This is a genomic window from Amycolatopsis magusensis (assembly GCF_017875555.1).
Classification (GTDB): domain Bacteria; phylum Actinomycetota; class Actinomycetes; order Mycobacteriales; family Pseudonocardiaceae; genus Amycolatopsis; species Amycolatopsis magusensis.
The window spans coordinates 6,483,181-6,501,020 of the sequence record NZ_JAGGMS010000001.1; the positions used below are offsets into that span (position 1 = coordinate 6,483,181).

16 protein-coding genes are annotated in these 17,840 nt (G+C 72.0%); 3 read left to right on the forward strand and 13 right to left on the reverse strand.

Translation table 11 applies throughout. From position 1 onward, the window contains the following. Positions 1–20 precede the first annotated feature (20 nt). The 13 genes from JOM49_RS28740 to JOM49_RS28800 all read right to left on the reverse strand — a co-directional run bounded on the left by JOM49_RS28740 (position 21) and on the right by JOM49_RS28800 (position 14,810). Positions 21–839 carry an SMP-30/gluconolactonase/LRE family protein gene (locus tag JOM49_RS28740; RefSeq protein WP_209667316.1) on the reverse strand — a complete coding sequence of 273 codons (819 nt, stop codon included), beginning with the start codon at positions 837–839 and terminating at the stop codon, positions 21–23. Continuing rightward, positions 836–1,732 (reverse strand): sugar kinase, encoded by an 897-nt coding sequence (locus tag JOM49_RS28745; protein WP_209667317.1) that lies wholly within the window; start codon positions 1,730–1,732, stop codon positions 836–838. Before JOM49_RS28745 ends, JOM49_RS28740 begins: the two co-directional genes overlap by 4 nt. Beyond that, positions 1,729–2,352 carry a bifunctional 4-hydroxy-2-oxoglutarate aldolase/2-dehydro-3-deoxy-phosphogluconate aldolase gene (locus JOM49_RS28750; RefSeq protein ID WP_209667318.1) on the reverse strand — a complete coding sequence of 208 codons (624 nt, stop codon included), beginning with the start codon at positions 2,350–2,352 and terminating at the stop codon, positions 1,729–1,731. The genes JOM49_RS28745 and JOM49_RS28750 overlap by 4 nt, the downstream gene beginning before the upstream one ends. Positions 2,353–2,363: 11 nt before the next feature. Continuing rightward, on the reverse strand, positions 2,364–3,509 hold the full coding sequence (dgoD, locus tag JOM49_RS28755) for a galactonate dehydratase (protein ID WP_209667319.1): 1,146 nt from the start codon (positions 3,507–3,509) through the stop codon (positions 2,364–2,366). Further along, positions 3,506–4,213 (reverse strand): FadR/GntR family transcriptional regulator, encoded by a 708-nt coding sequence (locus JOM49_RS28760; RefSeq protein ID WP_209667320.1) that lies wholly within the window; start codon positions 4,211–4,213, stop codon positions 3,506–3,508. Before JOM49_RS28760 ends, dgoD begins: the two co-directional genes overlap by 4 nt. A gap of 28 nt (positions 4,214–4,241) precedes the next feature. Continuing rightward, complete coding sequence (locus JOM49_RS28765; protein ID WP_209667321.1) at positions 4,242–4,979, reverse strand: SDR family NAD(P)-dependent oxidoreductase; 738 nt, start codon at positions 4,977–4,979, stop codon at positions 4,242–4,244. After that, complete coding sequence (locus JOM49_RS28770) at positions 4,976–5,902, reverse strand: DUF4380 domain-containing protein (protein WP_209667322.1); 927 nt, start codon at positions 5,900–5,902, stop codon at positions 4,976–4,978. The genes JOM49_RS28765 and JOM49_RS28770 overlap by 4 nt, the downstream gene beginning before the upstream one ends. Then, entirely contained in the window at positions 5,899–6,978 is a 1,080-nt protein-coding gene (locus JOM49_RS28775) for a zinc-dependent alcohol dehydrogenase family protein (protein ID WP_245369516.1), read from the reverse strand. The genes JOM49_RS28770 and JOM49_RS28775 overlap by 4 nt, the downstream gene beginning before the upstream one ends. 1 nt (position 6,979) lies before the next feature. After that, positions 6,980–7,981 (reverse strand): ABC transporter permease, encoded by a 1,002-nt coding sequence (locus tag JOM49_RS28780; RefSeq protein WP_209667323.1) that lies wholly within the window; start codon positions 7,979–7,981, stop codon positions 6,980–6,982. A 22-nt stretch (positions 7,982–8,003) separates the two neighbouring features. Then, positions 8,004–9,500: a sugar ABC transporter ATP-binding protein gene (locus JOM49_RS28785; RefSeq protein ID WP_308158911.1), complete on the reverse strand. Its 1,497-nt coding sequence runs from the start codon at positions 9,498–9,500 to the stop codon at positions 8,004–8,006. 41 nt (positions 9,501–9,541) lie between these two features. Then, complete coding sequence (locus tag JOM49_RS28790) at positions 9,542–10,507, reverse strand: substrate-binding domain-containing protein (RefSeq protein WP_245369517.1); 966 nt, start codon at positions 10,505–10,507, stop codon at positions 9,542–9,544. Between the two features lie 174 nt (positions 10,508–10,681). Beyond that, positions 10,682–14,302: a S8 family serine peptidase gene (locus JOM49_RS28795; protein ID WP_209667325.1), complete on the reverse strand. Its 3,621-nt coding sequence runs from the start codon at positions 14,300–14,302 to the stop codon at positions 10,682–10,684. A 253-nt stretch (positions 14,303–14,555) separates the two neighbouring features. Beyond that, the gene (locus JOM49_RS28800) at positions 14,556–14,810 is read right to left on the reverse strand and encodes a hypothetical protein (RefSeq protein WP_209667326.1); all 255 of its coding nucleotides are present in this window, start codon (positions 14,808–14,810) and stop codon (positions 14,556–14,558) included. Positions 14,811–15,166: 356 nt separating this feature from the next. Between JOM49_RS28800 and JOM49_RS28805 the strand changes: the two genes are divergently transcribed. Genes JOM49_RS28805 through JOM49_RS28815 form a run of 3 tightly spaced genes read left to right on the forward strand, consistent with a single transcriptional unit; the run spans position 15,167 to position 17,840 of the window. Continuing rightward, complete coding sequence (locus tag JOM49_RS28805; RefSeq protein ID WP_209667327.1) at positions 15,167–16,402, forward strand: class I SAM-dependent methyltransferase; 1,236 nt, start codon at positions 15,167–15,169, stop codon at positions 16,400–16,402. Then, positions 16,399–17,190 (forward strand): glycosyltransferase family protein, encoded by a 792-nt coding sequence (locus tag JOM49_RS28810; protein ID WP_209667328.1) that lies wholly within the window; start codon positions 16,399–16,401, stop codon positions 17,188–17,190. Before JOM49_RS28805 ends, JOM49_RS28810 begins: the two co-directional genes overlap by 4 nt. Continuing rightward, positions 17,187–17,840, forward strand: coding sequence for a PIG-L deacetylase family protein (locus JOM49_RS28815; protein WP_209667329.1), 654 nt, complete (start codon positions 17,187–17,189; stop codon positions 17,838–17,840). Before JOM49_RS28810 ends, JOM49_RS28815 begins: the two co-directional genes overlap by 4 nt.

The following is a 17,840-nucleotide window of genomic DNA, read 5'->3' on the forward strand; positions in this document are numbered from 1 at the left end:
GGAACAGCCGCTTGTGTTTCTCAGTAGCCGAAATAGCGGGTGGGTGTGGGGGCGATCGAGCAGGGCAGGCTCAGTACCGCGCCATCGAGGGGGCCTGGGGCGTCGAGGGCGTGCGTCGCCGTGGTGACGTGGAGGTGGGTGCCGGTGAGGCATACGCTGGTCGGCTGGGTGGCGGGGACGGGGAGCACCTGGTCGACGGTGCCGTCGGGGGCGTATCGCCGGACTTCGGCGGCGCCCCAGACGGCTGTCCACAGGAAGCCGTCGGCGTCGACGGTCATGCCGTCCGGGCTGCCTGACAGGACTTCGGCGAAGGTGTGGCGGTTGGTCAGCTCGCCCGCGGGGCCGACGTCGAAGCGGAAGATGAGGCCGCGGGCGCTGTCGGCCAGGTACATCGTCGTGCCGATGGCGTCGAAGGCCGGGCCGTTCGGCACGGTCAGGTCACCCAGTGCCGTGGTGATCGTGCCATCGGGATCGGCCCGGTACAGCGATCCGGCGCCCGGGGTGCCGTCGTAGGCCATCGAACCGGCCCAGAACCGGCCTGCCGGATCGGCGACCCCGTCGTTCATCCGCATGGTCTCGGCGTCTTCGAGGCGGTCGCCGGGTTCACCCAGCACGGCGATCCCGGCCCCGGCCGCGGCGATCCAGCCACCACCGGCGCGTGGGGCGACCGCGCCCAGCGGTTCGGTGAGCGTGACGAGCACCCGGGGCGCACCACCGTCCGGCGGGATTTCGAGCAGGCGCCCGGAAAGGATGTCGACCATCACCAGCCTGCCGCCGACGAACCGCAGGCCCTCCCCCAGTTCGAACCGCTCGCCCGGCAACGCCGTCCAGTCGCTCATCGCAGCGCCGTCCCCTCTTCGACCGCCAGCAGTTCCAGCTCGGCCCGCGTCGGCGCCCCCTCCCAGTCCCCGGCCGAGGCGACCGCGAACGCACCGCAGGCGTTGCCCCTGGCCAGCCGTTCTTCCAGCCCCAGTCCGTCGAGCCGGGCGGACAGGTAACCGGCGGTGAAGGCGTCACCGGCACCGATCGAGTCGAGCACGGGCACCCGGTGACCCGGTGCGGTCCACTCGCCATCGGCCGTGCTGACCGCGGCGCCGTCCGCGCCCAGCTTTGTGACGACCTCGCCGACCCCGGCCTCCAGCAGCGACTCCACGCCGCCCACCAGCTCGATTTCCTCCGGTGAGCCGATGACGATCCCGGCTCGCCGGGCGAGCGGGGTCAGCACCGCGGCCGCCTCCGCCGAGGACCAGAGCCGCGTGCGGAGGTTGACGTCGAGCGAGACCTCGACACCGGTACCGGCCGCCGCCTCGACCGCGGCCCGCGGGCCCGGTCCCAGCGCGGGGGTGATGCCGGTCAGGTGCAGCAGCCGCACCCCTTCGCCCAGGGTGACGTGCTCGGGGCGCAGTCCGGCGGCGGCCGACCCGGCGCGGTGGTACTCCACCCGGGTCACCTCGGGAAGGCGCTGCTCGAACAGCACCAGACCGGTCGGCTCCGGCCCGCGCACCACCGCCGAGACGTCGACGCCCTCGGCTCGCAGCGTGCGCAGCACCAGTTCGCCGGATTCGTCGGTGCCCAGGCGACTGAGCCAGCGCACCTGGTGCCCGAGCCGGGCCAGTCCGATCGCGACGTTGGACTCGGCGCCGGCGATCGACGTCCGGAACTCGGTGCCCAGCCGCAGCAAACCCTTGCCGCGCAAGGCGACCATGGTTTCCCCGAGGGTGACGACCGTCATCGCGACGGCACCGCGGCGAGGAAAGCCGCCGCGCGGGTACGCAACGCTTCGAGATCGCCGCCGTGGGGCGCGTCCCCGGCGAGCGGCCCGGCGACACCGACAGCGAGCGCACCGGCCTCGAAGTACGCGGGGATCTGGTCCGCCCCGACCCCGCCGACGGGCACCAAGCCGATGCCGGGGAACGGATCACCCAGCGCCCGGACGTAATCCGGGCCCAGCGCGCCCGCGGGGAACAGCTTCACCGCCGTCGCCCCCGCCCGGTGCGCGGCGAGCACCTCGGTGGGTGTCATCGCTCCGGCGAGGACCGGCATGCCCAGCTCGACGGCCGCGGTCACCCCTTCGCCCAGCGCGGGCGTCACGGCGAAGGTGGCGCCCGCGTCCCTGGCCCGCCTCGCGTCCTCTGTGGACAGTACGGTGCCCGCGCCGAGGTGTGCCCGGCCGCCGACCACCGAAGCGGTGGCTTCGAGCACCCGCAGCGCGTCGGCCGAGGTGAGCGAAACCTCCAGCAGGCGCACCCCGGCCTCCACCAGTACCTCGGCCGTGCGCACCGACGCCTCGGGATCGCGCCCGCGCACGATCGCCATCAGCCGGTGCTGTTCGAGCAACTGCCTGAGCTCCATCTCGTCCTTCCTCACCACTCCGCGAAGGAGCCGTCGTCGTGCCGCCACACCGGCGGCCGCCAGCGGTGCCCGCGGCGATCCGCCTCCCGGACGGCGCTTTCGTCGATTTCCACACCCAGCCCCGGCGCGTCCCAGCGCTGGATCGCGCCCTGCGGGAACGCGAAGGGCGCGCGGTCGAGCACGTAGTCGAGCAACTCGGCGTCGGTGTTGTAGTGGATGCCGATGCTCTGTTCCTGGATCAGGAAGTTCGGCGTCGCGAAGGCCACCTGCAGGCTCGCGGCCAGCGCCAGCGGGCCGAGCGGGCAGTGCGGCGCGAGCAGCGCGTCGAAGGTCTCCGCCAGTGCCGCGATCCGGCGGACCTCCGAGATCCCGCCGGCGTGGGAAAGGTCCGGCTGGGCCACCGCGATCCCCGCCTGCAGCGCGGGCAGGAAGTCCGTGCGGGAGAAGAGCCGCTCTCCGCAGGCCACCGGTACCGCCGACGCCTGCACCACGTCCGCCAGCCGGTGCCCGTACTCGGGCAGCACCGGTTCCTCGACGAACATCGGGTGCAGTGGCGCCAGTTCGGGAATCACGCGCCGGGCGGCGGCGACCCCGAAGCGGCCGTGGAAGTCCACCGCGACATCCCGCTCGTCGCCGAGCACCTCCCGCACGGCGGCCAGGCGCCCGACGATCTCCGCCACCTCCGCGCGGCCGGGCAGCCTGCCGACCCGCCCTGCGGCGTTCATCTTCACCGCGGTCAGCCCGGCTTCGACCTGGGCGGCGGCTGCTTCGGCGACCGCACTGGGCTCGTCACCGCCGATCCAGCCGTAGACCCGGACCTCCTCACGGACCGCGCCGCCGAGCAACTGGTACACCGGGACGCCGAGCGCCTTGCCCGCGATGTCCCACAGCGCCTGGTCCAGCCCGGCCACGGCGCTGGAGAGCACCGGCCCGCCGCGGTAGAAGGCGCCCTTGGTCATGGTCTGCCAGAGGTCCTCGATGCGCAGCGGATCGGCTCCCAGCAGCAGGTCGGACAGCTCGTCGACGGCGGCCCGAACGGTTTCCGCCCGGCCCTCGACCACGGGTTCGCCCCAGCCGACGAGGCCCTCGTCGGTGGCCACCCGGCAGAACAGCCAGCGCGGCGGCACCAGGAACGTTTCCACGGAGACGATCTTCACTGTCCGCCCTCACTTTCGCCGATCACTTCCGCGACGTCGTGCGAGGCCTTGGTGAGCAGCGCGCTCACCGCCGCGGCGGCGGCCTCGGGATCACCGCGCCGCACCGCGTCCACGACGGCGGCGTGGCTCGGCACCGGATCGTCCGCGCTGTGCCCGTGGACGAGCGCGTCCCGCAGGCGCAGCGCCGGTTCGATGAACACGTCCATCCTGGTCAGCATCTGGTTCCCGGTGGCACGCAACAGCCCGCGGTGCCACCGCAGGTCCGCGGCGACCTCGGCGGCGGGATCGGCCGCCGTGCGCATGTCGGCCAGTGCGGCGTCGAGTTCGGCGAGGTCCTGGTCGGTGCGCCGCCGCGCCGCCAGCGAGGCCGCGGCCGGTTCGAGGACGGCACGCACCTCGGCGAGGTCACGCAGCACCTCCGCGGTGTCACCGGCTTCGCTGCGCCAGCGGATCACGTCGCTGTCGAGCAGGTTCCAGTGCTCGCGCGAACGCACGTACGTGCCGCGCTTCTGCCGTGCCTCCACCAGTCCCTTCGCGGCGAGCACCTTCAACGCCTCACGCAGCGCCGTCATGCTGACGTCGAGTTCGCGCCCCAGTTCGGCCAGGTCGAGCACCACGCCGTCGCCGATTTCGCCCGCCACGATGCGCGCGCCGAGCGCGGCCACCGTCTGGCCGTGCACCCCGCGGCCGCTGTAGGCCGTCATCACTCATCCCCCTGACTCACGCAGCCGGTCATGACGACTGCTTGTAGACGCTCCACCCGCCGTCGACGGCGAGCGTGGCACCCGTGACGAACGACGCGTCGTCGCCCGCCAGGAACGCGACGGCCGCGGCCACCTCGTCCGGGCGGCCCATCCTCTTCACCGCTGTCTCCGCCGCGCTGTGCTCCCGGTCCGCTTCACCGATCCCGTCCCAGGCCGCCGTGAGCACCGGCCCCGGCAGCACGCAGTTCACCCTCAACTCGGTCCCGTACTCCACCGCCAGCTGCCGGGTCAGCCCGGTGAGCCCGGCCTTGGTGGCCGCGTAGGCCGGCCGCCCCGGCAGTCCGACCAAGGCGTGCACCGAAGAAATCAGTACCACCGCCCCCCGACAGTTCCGGCGCAGATCCGGCAGGCAGGCGGTGAAGCCGAGGAAAGCGCCGGTCAGGTTCACCGACAGCTGCCGTTCCCAGGAGCCGAGCGTGGTCTCGTGCGCGGGCCGGACGTCCACCGTGTAGGCGTTGCTCACCAGCATGTCGACCGGGCCCAGCTCGGCGCGGCAACGGGCCACGGCCTCACTCCAGTCCGCCTCCGAAGAGACGTCGCAGCGCACGGAGATCGCCCGGCCGCCCGCCGCCCGGATGCGGTCGGCGACTTCCGCCGCCCGGTCGCTGATGTCGAGCACCGCGACAGCGGCTCCGTCCGCGGCCAGCCGGAGCGCGGTGGCCTCGCCGATGCCCTGCGCGGCACCGGTGACAACGCAGACCTTCATCGCGCGCCCTCCGCTTCGACGGTGCAGTCGATCGTCAGCCCGGTCTCCTCGCCGGGGGCGAGCGTGGTCAGCGGGCCCAGCACCTCGATCTCGACGATCCGGGCGGGTGGGTCGAGATCGCCCAGTTCGGCGAGCGGCGTGGGCAGCGGGCATTCGGTCCAGATCTCGACCCGCGAGCCCTGATCCGGGTACTCGGCGTCCTCAGCGACCGCGAAGGCCTGGGTGAGCGTGCCACCGGCGCCGACGTGCGTGAGCAGGCCGGTCGCCGCCGGGAAACCCAGTTTCCCGACCACGTCCTGGTGCGGCACCCGCACCCGGTCACCGGCCGGCTCCCACGCCGGGAACCCGGTACCCGCCAGCAGTCCGACGACTTCGGGCGGGCCCGCGACCTCCGCGTGGCCAGGCCCGTCCGCGGCGAGCTGGGTGACGTTCCACAGCGCCCAGCGAACCGGGCGATCGGCGGTGTTCCGGGCGGTCAGTTCGAGCGTGTAGCCGCGCTTGCCGCGTTCCAGCACGAACTTCCGGCTCAGGCGGAGCCCGGTGCGAGGGTCGTCGCCGCTGGTCAACGTGACGGTGACGGCGTCGCCGGTGACGGCGGTGATCGCCTGGTAGCGACCGGAGTCCAGCACCGGGTCCGGCGGGCCCGCCCACTCGCCGGGACCGCTCCAGCCCTGCGGCGCGGGCCAGGTCTTGTCGCCGCCGTAGTTCAGCCAGTCCCCCAGGCGGCCCCCGTGCGGATGGTGCCCCGCCCGCGTTTCCAGCCCATCAGTCAGCAGCTCGTCGTTGCGCCACAACAACTCCGGGCCGCCCGGAACGGCGAGCGAGAGCAGCCTGCCACCGAGCTGGGGCGCCAGGCCGAGGCGCAGCAGGCCGTTGTCCAGCCACAGCACCTCGCCGCGTTCCTCGATCCTCGGTGCGGTCACAGCGGTTCCCCCGGCACGAGCACCACCTTGCCCTCCGACGCGCCCGCCGCCAGCGCGTAGGCCTTGTCCGCCTCCTCCAGCGGGAAGCGATCGCTGACCACCTGCTCCGGGCGGACGCCCCAGCGCGCGAGGTTCACCGCCAGCCCGGCCATCGCGGTGAGCGAGGTGACCCAGGAGGCGTAGAGGGTGAGTTGCTTGTGCAGCAACGCGTCGGACACCTCGGTCTCCAGGGTGCCGCCCTCGCCGACCAGCGAGACCCGGCCCCACTCGGCGGCCCCGGCGATCGCGGTGGCCCGGCCCGCCTTCGAGCCCGAGCAGTCGATCGTGGTGAGCGCGCCCTGGCCACCGACCGCGTCGGCGACCAGGGCGGCCGTCTGCTCCGCGGAGGACTCCGGTGCGATCGTCGCGTCGAACACGCCGAGCCCGTCCGCCCATCGCCGTCGCTGCGCGGAAACCTCGACCCCGACCACCCGGCGGGCCCCCATGCCGCGGCCGATCATGCCCGCCGCCAGCCCGACCGGGCCGAGGCCGACGACCAGCAGATCGCCGTCGCCGTTCACCGCGATCCGGCGAAGCCCCTCGTAGGCGGTGCCGAACCCGCAGGCGATCAACGCGCCGTCCACATAGGACAACTCGGCGGGCAGCGGCACGCAGGTGGACTCCTCGGCGAGCAGGTAGTGGGCGTGCCCGCCGTCGCGCTGCCAGCCGTAGGCCTGGCGTTCCGGTGCGGTGCAGCTGATGAAGTAGCCGCGACGGCAGTTGTCGCACAGCCCGCAACCGGCGATGTGGTAGACGATCACCCGGTCGCCTTCGCCGAACCGGCGGCAGCCGGGACCCGCCGCGACGATCCGGCCGGAGGGCTCGTGACCGGCGACGACACCGCGGTACGCCGGGCCGTCGACCCCACGGTGCCCCTTGTGCCCGTGGTAGATGTAGCCGATGTCCGAACCGCAGATCCCGGACGCCCCCACCTCGAGAAGCACCTGGCCGGGGCCGGGTTCCGGGACCGGCAGTTCCCGCAGCACCGCGGTCGAGTCACCCGGCAGGTAGACCCCGGACATGGTGCGTGTGCGCATTTCAGCTCTCCCTCGTCGCACGGGCCCGCTTGGTGATGATCACGTTCACCAGCACGGCGACCACGATGATCACCCCGCGGATCACGTTCTGCAGGAACGAATCCACGCCGAGCAGCACCAGCCCGTTGCCGATGACGGTGATGAACCCGACGCCGAGCAGCGTGCCGAGCATGGTGCCACGGCCGCCGGCGAGCGCGGTCCCGCCGATCACCACGGCGGCGATCACGTCGAACTCCAGGCCGGAGGCGGCGCCGCCGTTGCCGGAGCCGAGCCGGGCGGCCAGCAGGATCCCGGTGATCGCGGACAGCAGGCCCGTGGTGGCGAACAGCAGGATCCGGATCCGCGACAGGTTCACCCCCGCCATCCGCGCCGCCGGGGCGTTGCCGCCGATCGCGTAGACCGAGCGGCCGTAGGCGGTGTAGCGCGCGACGTAGGCGAACACGAAGAAGAGGATGACCATGACGATCGCCGGCGTGGGGATGCCGAGGATCGAGCCGCCGAGCACGGTCAGCAGCCCGTTCTCCGGCAACACCACCGGAAGCGCGTCGGTCAGGTAGAGGCCCAGGCCGCCCAATGCGCTCCACACGCCGAGGGTGGCGATGAACGAGGGCACGTCGAACCGGGCACGCAGCCAGCCGGCGAGCCCGCCCCAGGCCAGCCCGGCGAGCAGGGTCACCCCGATCGCCGCGCCGAGGCCGAGGCCCCATTCGGCGGCGGCCTTGGCGACCAGCACGGAGGAGAAGGCCACCGCCGGGCCGATGCTGATGTCGATCTCGCCGGCGATGATCACCAGGGTGACGCCCCAGGCCGCGATGCCCACGGTGGCCGCGTCACGCAGGATGCCCAACTGGTTGTCCAGGCTGAAGAAGCCGGCCGCGCTGCTGCCGAGGGCGAGGTAGAGCACGATGATCGCGGCGAGCAGCCCGATCTCGTTCAGCGAGCGCCCGGCCAGGCGCCTGCCACGCCGCGGCGCCGCCGGTGGCGCGGATTCGGTGACGGTCATGGTTCGTACCTCTGCGGGGGGTTCAGGCCGCCATCGCGGCGGACAGCACGGAATCGGTGGTCAGGTCGGCACCGGTCAGCTCGCCGGCGACGCGCCCGCCGCGCAGCACGAGCACCCGGTCGCACACGAGCGGCAGTTCCTCGAGCTCGCCGGAAACGAAGACGATCGCGTTGCCCGCGTCGGCCAGTTCGCGGACCAGGTCGTAGATCTCGGCCTTCGCCTGCACGTCGACACCGCGGGTGGGTTCGTCGAGCAGCAGGATCCGGCTGCCGGCGTGCAGCCAGCGGCCGATCACGGCCTTCTGCTGGTTGCCGCCGCTGAGGTTGACGATCGGCGTGTCCGGGGTGGCCGCGGCGATGGACAGCCGGGCGATCAGCCGTTCGGCGGCTCGCCGCACGCGGCCCGGCCGGATGGTGGGTCCGGAGCGGACGGTGCCGAACCGGGACAGCACCAGGTTCTCGTCCACCCCGAGCAGCGGCACGACGCCTTCGTGCTTGCGGTCCTCCGGGGTCATCCCGATGCCGAGGCGCTTCATCGCCGCGGCGGTCGGCCGGGGGATCTCCCTGGCCTCGACCGCGACGGTGCCACCGGAAGCCGGGTCGAACCCGGCGATCGTGCGCAGCACCTCGGTGCGCCCGGAGCCCATCAGCCCGCCGAGGCCGAGGATCTCCCCCGCGTGCAGGTCGAAGGACACGTCGAGCACCTTCGGCGGGACCGCCAGCCCGCGCACCGACAGCAGCGGCACGCCGGAGCGGTCCACCGTGCGCGACGGCGGGCGGGTCACGGCGTCGGCCGTGTCGCCGAGCATCAGCGAGACGATCTTGTCCGTGTCGGCGTCGTCCATGTCCACGGTGTCGACCACCCGGCCGTCACGCATCACCGTCGCGCTCCTGGCGATCCGCCGGATCTCCTCGAGCCGGTGGCTGACGTAGAGCACGGCGACGCCCTCGCCCGCGATCCGGGTGACGGTGTCGAGCACGACGTCGACCTCCTCGGCCGCGAGCGCGCTGGTCGGCTCGTCGAGGATCAGCAGCCGCGGTCGTTCACGGACGGCACGGGCGATCTCGACCAGCTGCCGGTGGGCCAGCGGGAGCGCGCCGACCGCGGCGTCCGGATCGATCCGGACGCCGAGCCTGCCGAACACCTCCACGGCGGCCGAGCGCATCGCGGCGTGGTCGACCGCTCCCCCGCGCCGAGGCCAGCGTCCGAGGAACAGGTTCTCGGCCACGGACAGTTCGGAAACCAGGCTCAGCTCCTGGTGCACGGTGCTGATCCGCAGCTCGGTGGCCCGGCGGACACCGCCCGCGCCGAGTTCCTCACCACCGACGGTGACGGTGCCCGCGTCGGCGCGTTCCACCCCGGACAGCACCCGGATCAGGGTGGACTTGCCCGCGCCGTTGCGGCCGAGCAACGCGCGGACCTCGCCGGGCCGCAGCGTCAGACTGGCGCCGGTCATCGCCCGGACGCCGGGATAGTGCCTGGTCAAGCCCTCGATCCGGACAACGGCGTCGTCGCTCACGAACTCCTCCTCTGCTGGGTCGGCTGGCCGGGTCCGGCGGTTCACGGCACCCCGTCCGGGTGCGCGGCGAGCCACGCCCGGCCCTGACCGGCGTCGGCGTAGAGGTCGATGGGGGCGGGGACGACCGTGTAGGAGGTCAGCTGCCCGGCGCGGACCTGCTCGGCGGCCTGCGCCGCGAGCCGCCCGACGGCGATCCCGGAGATGTCGACCACGCCCTTGAGCACTTCGCCGGAGGCCAGCGCCTGCGCGGCTTCGGTCGACATGTCGCTGCCGAAGACCACCGTCTGGCCGACCTTGTCGCGTGCCTGCACCGCGCGGACCGCGCCCATCGTGGCGCCGCCCGCCTCGCCGTAGAAGGCGTCGACGTCGGGATGGGCGGTGAGGATCTGCTCGGCGACGTCCACCGCCTCGTCGATCGTCGCGCCCTCCTGGTTGGCGACGATCCGCGCCCCCGGCAGCTCGGCCGTCAGCGCCTGCTCGAAACCCTCGCGGCGCTGGATGCAGACCTCGACGAACTCGCAGTTGACCACCGCGATCGACGGCGCGGTGTTGCCCGTCGAGAGGAAGTGCTCCGCCGCGCGCTCACCCAGCATCGCGCCGAACCGCACCGGGTCGCCGAGCACGTACGCCGAGACGTACTGCCGGGCGCTCTCCTCGGCGATGCAGGTGTTGTAGCAGACGACCGGGATGTCGCTCTCGTGCGCGAGCTTGATCGCGGGCACGGACGCGGTCGCGGAGGCGGGCGAGAGGATGAGCGCGTCCACCTTCGCCGCGCTGACCTGGTCGATGAAGGTGCTCTCCTTCGACGCGTCACCCTGCGCGTTGATCTGCAGCAACTGGGGTGCACGGCCGGAGGCCTCCGACTCCTGCCGCATACCGGCCTTGACCCCGGCGTAGAAGCCCTGCGCGTCCATATAGACCACGCCGAACCGGCCGTTCTCCCCGAGCCGGTCACCACAGGCGGTGACCAGGCCCAGCACGGCGACCACCAGCAACGCAAGCCTCATGCGGCCGAGACGCCCCGTTGCGCCCATCTCTCTCCTCGCTGATCCACTCCGGTGCCCGGCGGACCCGCCGGACGCCGTCAGTCTGACCCAGCGAGGCTTGCTCGGTCAACATTATTTATTAATTAATATGGCTGAAGTGGCTGTCCGGTCGGACGCGACGGCCAGGTCGACCGGTCAGCCGATCCGCATGGCCCGGATGATCGTCTGCTCCACGGTGTTGCCGTCGCTGTCGACGGCTTTCGCCCGCAGCGAGGCGAAGCCGGTGGCCGGGTTCGGCACGGTGGCGGTCCAGCCGGCCCGGTCACGGCGCAGTCCCGCGCGCTGCCAGGTGGTGCCGTCGTCGTAGGACACGTCGACGCCGAGGTGCCGCACGGACGGGACCCCGTCCTGCCGGGTGACCCGCACCGGGAAGGTGAACCGGCCCGCCGGGACCAGGTTGTCCAGGCCGGTTTCCGGGGCGAAGCCCACCGCGAGCAGCGGGAGCTTCCTGCCCTCGTCCGCCGAGGACGAGCGGAACGTCCAGGACCCGCTGACCTCCGTCGAAGTGGTCCAGCCGGGGTGGGTGCGGGTGACGTCCGCGGTCAGCCGGTAGGCGGCGTCCGCCTCCGGCACGGGGAAGAGTCCCTGACCGGGCCGGGAATCGGTGCCGACCAGGGTGCCGTCCCGGTACAGGCTCGTGGACCCCTGATCGAGGCCGCCCTCGGGATCGGCCAGGCGGGGGTGCCCGGCGCCGTCGGCGAACAGCGGGACCAGCAGGTCCAGCGCACCGGCGTGCCGCCAGGCCCAGGGACGTGTGCTGACGTGGGTGTCCGGGGCCTCGCCGGCGAAGCCAGGCCCGAAGACCGGCGCGTTCCAGCGGACCTCGTGCTGCCGGCCCGCGGTGAGGTCCACCGTTTCCCAGGAGTCGCCGAGCGCCGCGCTGAGCCGGTTCAGCTCCCAGGTGCCCGGGGTGAAGTGCTCCACCCGTTCAGCGGACTTCGGGGCCGGCCGCCCGGGGAAGTAGATCGGCCCGCCGTCCACGAATCCCCTCGCGTAGGCGGAGTCGGTCCCGGTGCCGTGGTAGGCGGTCTTCACCGCGGCCAGGTCGGCGAACGCCACCTCGTGGGTGGTGGAATCCGGGACCCGGCCGGGATGGCTGAGCAGCACCGAACTGCGCAGGCGGCTGCTCTCACGCAGCGCCAGTCCCGCTTCCAGCCCGCCTCGTTCGGCCGCGGCCTCGAACAACTGCCCGGTGTGGCCAGCGAGGCCGACGAGGGGCAGCGGCGCCGGTTTCTCCAGGTAGGGCAAGCCCTCTTCGCTGAGCGCGACGGCCTTCGCACCCGCCGAATGGAGCGCGTCGACGCGCCGGTACGCCTCCTCCGGGTCCAGCGCGGGCGGGAGCCGCAGCACCACCAGCTTACCGTCCACATCGGACGGATCGCGGCCGTCACCGCCATGGGTGACGGGGAGCCGGGTGAACTCGGGCAACGAGGCACCGGGCAACTTCCAGGTGTCGACCTCGAACCGCTCGGGCGATTCGGCGAACAGCTCCACGCCCAGTTCCTCGAACAGGGACGACACGTTGTAGCTGAACGAGGGCGCCGAGACCCCGGGATGCGCGTGGACGAACATCTCCTCGAAGCGCGGGTCCCACTGGTGCTGGTACCCGGTGTCGGACCGGCCGAGGTCCCTGATGTGGTGCCCGGTGTTGATCATGCCCCAGGAGGACCGGGCACCGGGCTGGTCGAGGCCGACGGTCACCTTCTTCGCCAGCCTCCCGTCGAGCGTGAGCTCGGTCGGGCGGTCGATCGTCAGTTCCGGGTGGGTGACGACGGTGGCCGAGTACCGCTGTTCCTGATCGACCGTGACGAACGTCCCGGAGATCCCGTAGCGTCCCTCCGGCAGCAGGCCCAGCCGCCCGGCCGAGCCGAAGTGGACCTCGCCGTCGTCCAGGTTGACCAGCGCCAGGAGGGATTGACCGGGCACGGCGCCCGTGCGGTCGAGCAGGTTCACCGTGACGTCGTGCCGCGGCTTCTCCTTGTTGACCCCGATGAGCGCGCGGACCGACACGCTCCCGTCCGCTGTGGACGCGACGAGACTGCCGCCGTGGGCGTTGGGCGGGGAATCGCCGGGGTGCACCGTCAGGTCCACCTTCGCCTCGCCACCGGCGGGGACCGTCACCGAGTCCGCCGAGAGCGCGACGAGACCGGGCGGTGCCGGTGAGCCGTCGGGATCGGCCAGGTCGAGCGCCAGGTTCAGCGTCACCTCGGCGGGACCGGGATTCCGGTAGGTGACCGCACGCCGCACCGGTTCGGTCGCGCCGAGCGGCAGCGGAACGTTGGTCACCGCGGGAGAAGCCTGGACCGCCTGCGTGGTGGCCTTTCCGGCGTCGAGCAGGCCGGAGCCCACGGCGAACGCACCCAGCGACGGCAACGGCTTCGCTGAGCCGATCAACCCGGCCTTGAGCTGTTCACCGGTCCAGTCCGGGTGTCGCTGGAGCAGGATCGCGGCGGCGCCCGCGGTGTGCGGCGTGGCCATCGACGTGCCCGACGCCGAGGTGTGGTGGTCGTCGACCGGCTGGCCCAGCGCGGTTCCCGCGGCGCGGGCGGCGACGATGGAACTGCCCGGAGCGGCGATCTCGGGTTTCACCGCGCCGTCGAGCCGGCGCGGCCCCCGGCTGGAAAAGCCGGAAAGCTCCCCGGCCTTGGTCACGCTGCCGACCGCCAGCGCGGCGTCGGCGGCGGCCGGTGAGCTGACCGTCTCCTCTTCGCCCGCGTTACCGGCGGCGACCACGAACAACGTGCCGTGCTCACGGCTGAGCCGGTTGACCGTCATCGAAGTGGGGTCGGTGCCGTCGGTCGGGCCGCCGCCAAGGCTGAGGTTGACCACCTTCGCGCCGACTTCGGCGGCCGCCCACTCCAGGCCGGCGATGACGTCGTCGGTCTGCCCGTTCCCGAAGCTGTCGAGGACCTTGCCGACGGCCAGCCCGGCGTCCGGGGCGACGCCCCGGAACCTGCCGCCGGAGGCCGCGCCGGTCCCGGCGACGGTGGAGGCGACGTGCGTGCCGTGCCCGTGGCCGTCCTTAATGTCGGGCTCGACGGTGAAGTTCCCGGTCGCGCCGATCTTGCCCGCGACGTCGGGGTGGGCCGGGTCGATCCCGGTGTCCAGCACGGCGACCGTGACGCCCTTGCCGGTGTGCCCGCCCTGCCAGGCGGCCGGCGCGCCGACCTGGGGCACGCTTTGTTCCAGGTCGGCCTGGAGGCGGGCGTTGAGCCAGATCTTGCGCACGCCACCGGAGAACGCGTCCGGTCCACCGCTGATCGACTGCCAGGTCAGGTGTGCCGCGGCCTTGTCCCCGTCGACGGCGGTGTACCCGGGGAGCACGCGCTCGACGCTCGCCCCGGCCGGAGCCGCCGACGCGCTCGTGCCGTCGCCGGTTTCGAGCAGGAGCGGGATGGTGCCGGTCCCGGCGTCGTGGTAATTCTGGCGGATCAGCCCGGTGATGTTGAACAGTTCACGGTCCAGCTTGCCCGAGGCCACCATCGCGGCCGCTCGTTCCGGGAGCAGGTACTGGTCGAGGTGCCGCCCGTTCTGCCTGGTGAAGCGGAAAGCGCCGCCCGGGGTGCCGGCTTCGAGCTGGGCGGACCACCGGTCGCCCGTCCGCGCCGCCAGGACCACGTCGCCGGTGATCAGCGTGACGCGGTTCTCGTCGCCGGTGGCGACCGGTCCGGGAGCCGCTGCCGAGGTCCCCACCGTCACCAGTGACGCCGTGACGGCGGTGGCGAGCAGTCCCGTCACCCACATTCGTCCGCGCATCGAACTCCTCGTCACCGGAGAAAACAGCCGCCAACCCGTTTGTAGCGGAGGAGAAGAGGCATCGACACTCTTTCAGCGGACAGTGAAGTCGCTCCGGTGGCGCTGAATGCCGGGCAGTGCTGAGCGCCGCGTGTCACGGTGGAGGTTCGAAGTGTTTCGCCGGGAGAAAATGAAAATCCCGTGCGCAGAAGCCCGAGTGCGCGGAGGTGACCTTCCCGGACCAGGGGCAGGTCACCTTCACGCCCGGCCGCGGTCAGTTCGCGGGGGCCGCCTGGCCGCCGCCGGTGGGCTGCGGCGTTGCGCCGCGGACGAGGGCTTCGTTGTGCGTGCCGCCGACGCAGACGGTGAGATCCGGGAAGAGGGGCAGCTTGACGGGCCCGCCGCCGCCGTCCACGCACTCCTGTTCGGTGACCCAGACCGGGGCTTCCTGTGCCGAAGCCGCGACCGCGGTCCCGCTGGTCACCAGCAGGGCCACCGCCGCGCCCATGAGCATTCGTCGGACCGTCATCGTGGTTCCTCCACTTCTGCGGGTAGTGACTGGCCTCCCTTGGCTGCCCCCGCAGCCCTCGCCGCTAACCGACCCCACCCCATTCAGTGACACCGGCCGGTGCGAGGACGGGCCGGACGCGACGGGGACAGGACTACGAAAAGTACGTCAAAAGCATGATTTCCGGCCGGGAAAACCGGCGGAAGTCGCGCATTCGCCGATAACCGGCGACCGGATGGGCGAAACGTTTGCGCCGATGGCCCGAAACGGCGAGTTCCGGGCGGCAGGCAGACGCGTGAGAATACCGGCGAGCGTGTAACGAGGCGGCCCGAGGTGCCGACGTCTCCGTTACGTGACGCGAGCCAAGGAGCTTCTCGATGAACACCTGCCGACTCTGCGGCTCGGTCCACCTCGCCGGCGTCGTCGACCTCGGCGCGACGCCGCCGTGCGAACGGTTCCTGACCGAGGCGCAACTCGCCGACCCGGAACCGGCCTATCCGCTGCACCTGGTGGTTTGCACCGAATGCTGGCTCGCGCAGATTCCGCCGTTGATCACCCCCGAAGATACTTTCACCGAATACGCCTACTTCTCGTCGTATTCCGCCTCCTGGGTCGAGCACGCCGGCACGTTCGTCGACGAAGCCGTTTCGCGGCTCGGTCTCGACGATTCCTCTTTCGTCGTCGAGGTCGCCAGCAACGACGGTTACCTTCTGCGGCAGGTCGTGGAACGACGGATCCGCTGCCTGGGCGTGGAACCGTCGGTGAACGTCGGCGAGGCCGCGCGGGCGGCCGGGGTGCCGACGAAAACCGCCTTCCTCGGCCGGGAAACCGGGCGCGAGGTCCGCGAGGAACACGGGCCCGCCGACCTCGTGGTGGCGAACAACGTCTACGCGCACATCCCCGACATCGCCGGGTTCACCCACGGGCTCCGCGCCCTCGTCGCGGACGACGGCTGGGTCAGCATCGAGGTGCAGCACCTGCTGACGCTGATCCAGGAGAACCAGTACGACACGATCTACCACGAGCACTTCCAGTACTACACGGTGCAGTCGGCGCGCCGGGCGCTGGCGGGCGGCGGTCTGTCCGTTGTGGACGTCGAACTCCTGCCGACCCACGGCGGTTCCGTCCGCCTGTGGGCGCGCCCGGACGCGGTCGCCGGGGAGCCGAGCCGCCGGATGATCGAGGTGCTCGACGCCGAAAAGGCCGCCGGACTGCACGAACTGTCGGGGTACACCGAGTTCGCCGAGCGGGTCAAGAAGGTCCGGCTGGAGCTGACCAAGTTCCTCGTCGACGCGGCGCTGGAAGGCCGGACCGTCGTCGGTTACGGCGCCCCCGGAAAGGGCAACACGTTGCTGAACCACTGCGGCGTCCGCCCCGACGTGCTGCCCTACACCGTCGACCGCAATCCCTACAAGCACGGCCGGTTCACCCCCGGCACCCGCATCCCCATCCTCCCCCCGGAACGCATCGAGGCGGACCGGCCCGACTACGTGCTCGTCCTCCCGTGGAACCTGCGTGCCGAACTGACCGCCCAGTTGTCCTTCGTCGGCGACTGGGGCGGGAAACTCCTCTTCCCCATCCCGCACCTGGAAATCGTCGAGGTGAAGTCGTGAAGGTAGTCCTCTTCTGCGGCGGCTACGGCATGCGGATGCGCAACGGTGGCGCGTCCGACGTACCCAAGCCGATGGCCATGGTCGGCCCGAGACCGCTGATCTGGCACGTGATGCGTTACTACGCGCATTTCGGGCACACCGAATTCATCCTGTGCCTCGGGTACGGCGCGCACCACATCAAGGAGTTCTTCCTCCACTACCAGGAAACCGCGTCCAACGATTTCGTGCTGCGCAGCGGCAGGGCGGAACTGCTTTCGACCGACATCTCCGACTGGTCTATCTCCTTCGTGCACACCGGGCTCGAATCGGCCATCGGTGAGCGGCTGCGCCGGGTCCGCCCGCACCTCGAAGACGACGAGATGTTCCTCGCCAACTACGCCGACGTGCTCACCGACGCGCCGCTGCCGGAGATGATCGAGCGGTTCTCCGGCTCCGACGCCGGCGCCTCGATGATGGTCGTGCCGCCGCAGTCGTCGTTCCACTGCGTGGAGATGGACGAGGGCGGCCGGATCGGCGCGCTGACCCCGGTGAGCGACATGCCGCTGTGGGAGAACGGCGGGTACTTCGTGCTGCGCCAGGAGATCTTCGACCACATCCCGCCCGGTGGCGACCTCGTCGCCGACGGCTGCGGTGAGCTCGCCAAGCGGGGCGGCCTGCTGGCCTACCCCTACCGCGGCTTCTGGAAGCCGACCGACACGGTCAAGGAACGGGTCCAGCTGGACGACGCCTACGCCCACGGCGACCGCCCGTGGGCGCTGTGGGAGCACGAGCCGGCGGGCATCGCGTGATCGGACTCGGCACCGGCACGCTCCGGCGGGTCGTCGCGCTCGGCGCGCACTGCGACGACATCGCCATCGGAGCGGGCGGCACCCTGCTGACCCTCTGCGCCGAGCACCCGGGCGTCCGGGTCGACGCGCTGGTCCTGTCCGGCGGCGGCACCGAACGCGAAGCCGAGGAACGCGCCGCGCTCGCGGCCTTCTGCCAGGGCGCCGACCTCGAGGTCACCGTGCTCAAGCTGCCCGACGGCCGGTTCCCCGCGCACTGGGAAGAAGCCAAGAACGCGCTGGAGGACCTGCGCCGGCGCACCGACCCGGACCTGGTCCTCTCCCCGCGCACGGCCGACGCCCACCAGGACCACCGCGGCCTGGCCGGGCTGGTCCCGACGGTCTTCCGCACGCACCTGCAACTGGAGTACGAGATCGCCAAGTGGGACGGCGACCTCGGCAGGCCCGCCGCCTACGTCCCGCTCTCCCCCGGACGCGCCGAGGACAAGGTCCGCCTGCTGCAGGAGCACTACCCCTCGCAACGGCACCGCCCCTGGTACGACCGGGAAGCCTTCCTCGGCCTGGCCCGCGTCCGCGGCATCGAATGCGGTCAGCGGTACGCGGAAGCGTTCGACCTCAAGAAACTGGCGCTCGACCTCACCGCGAAAGGCTGA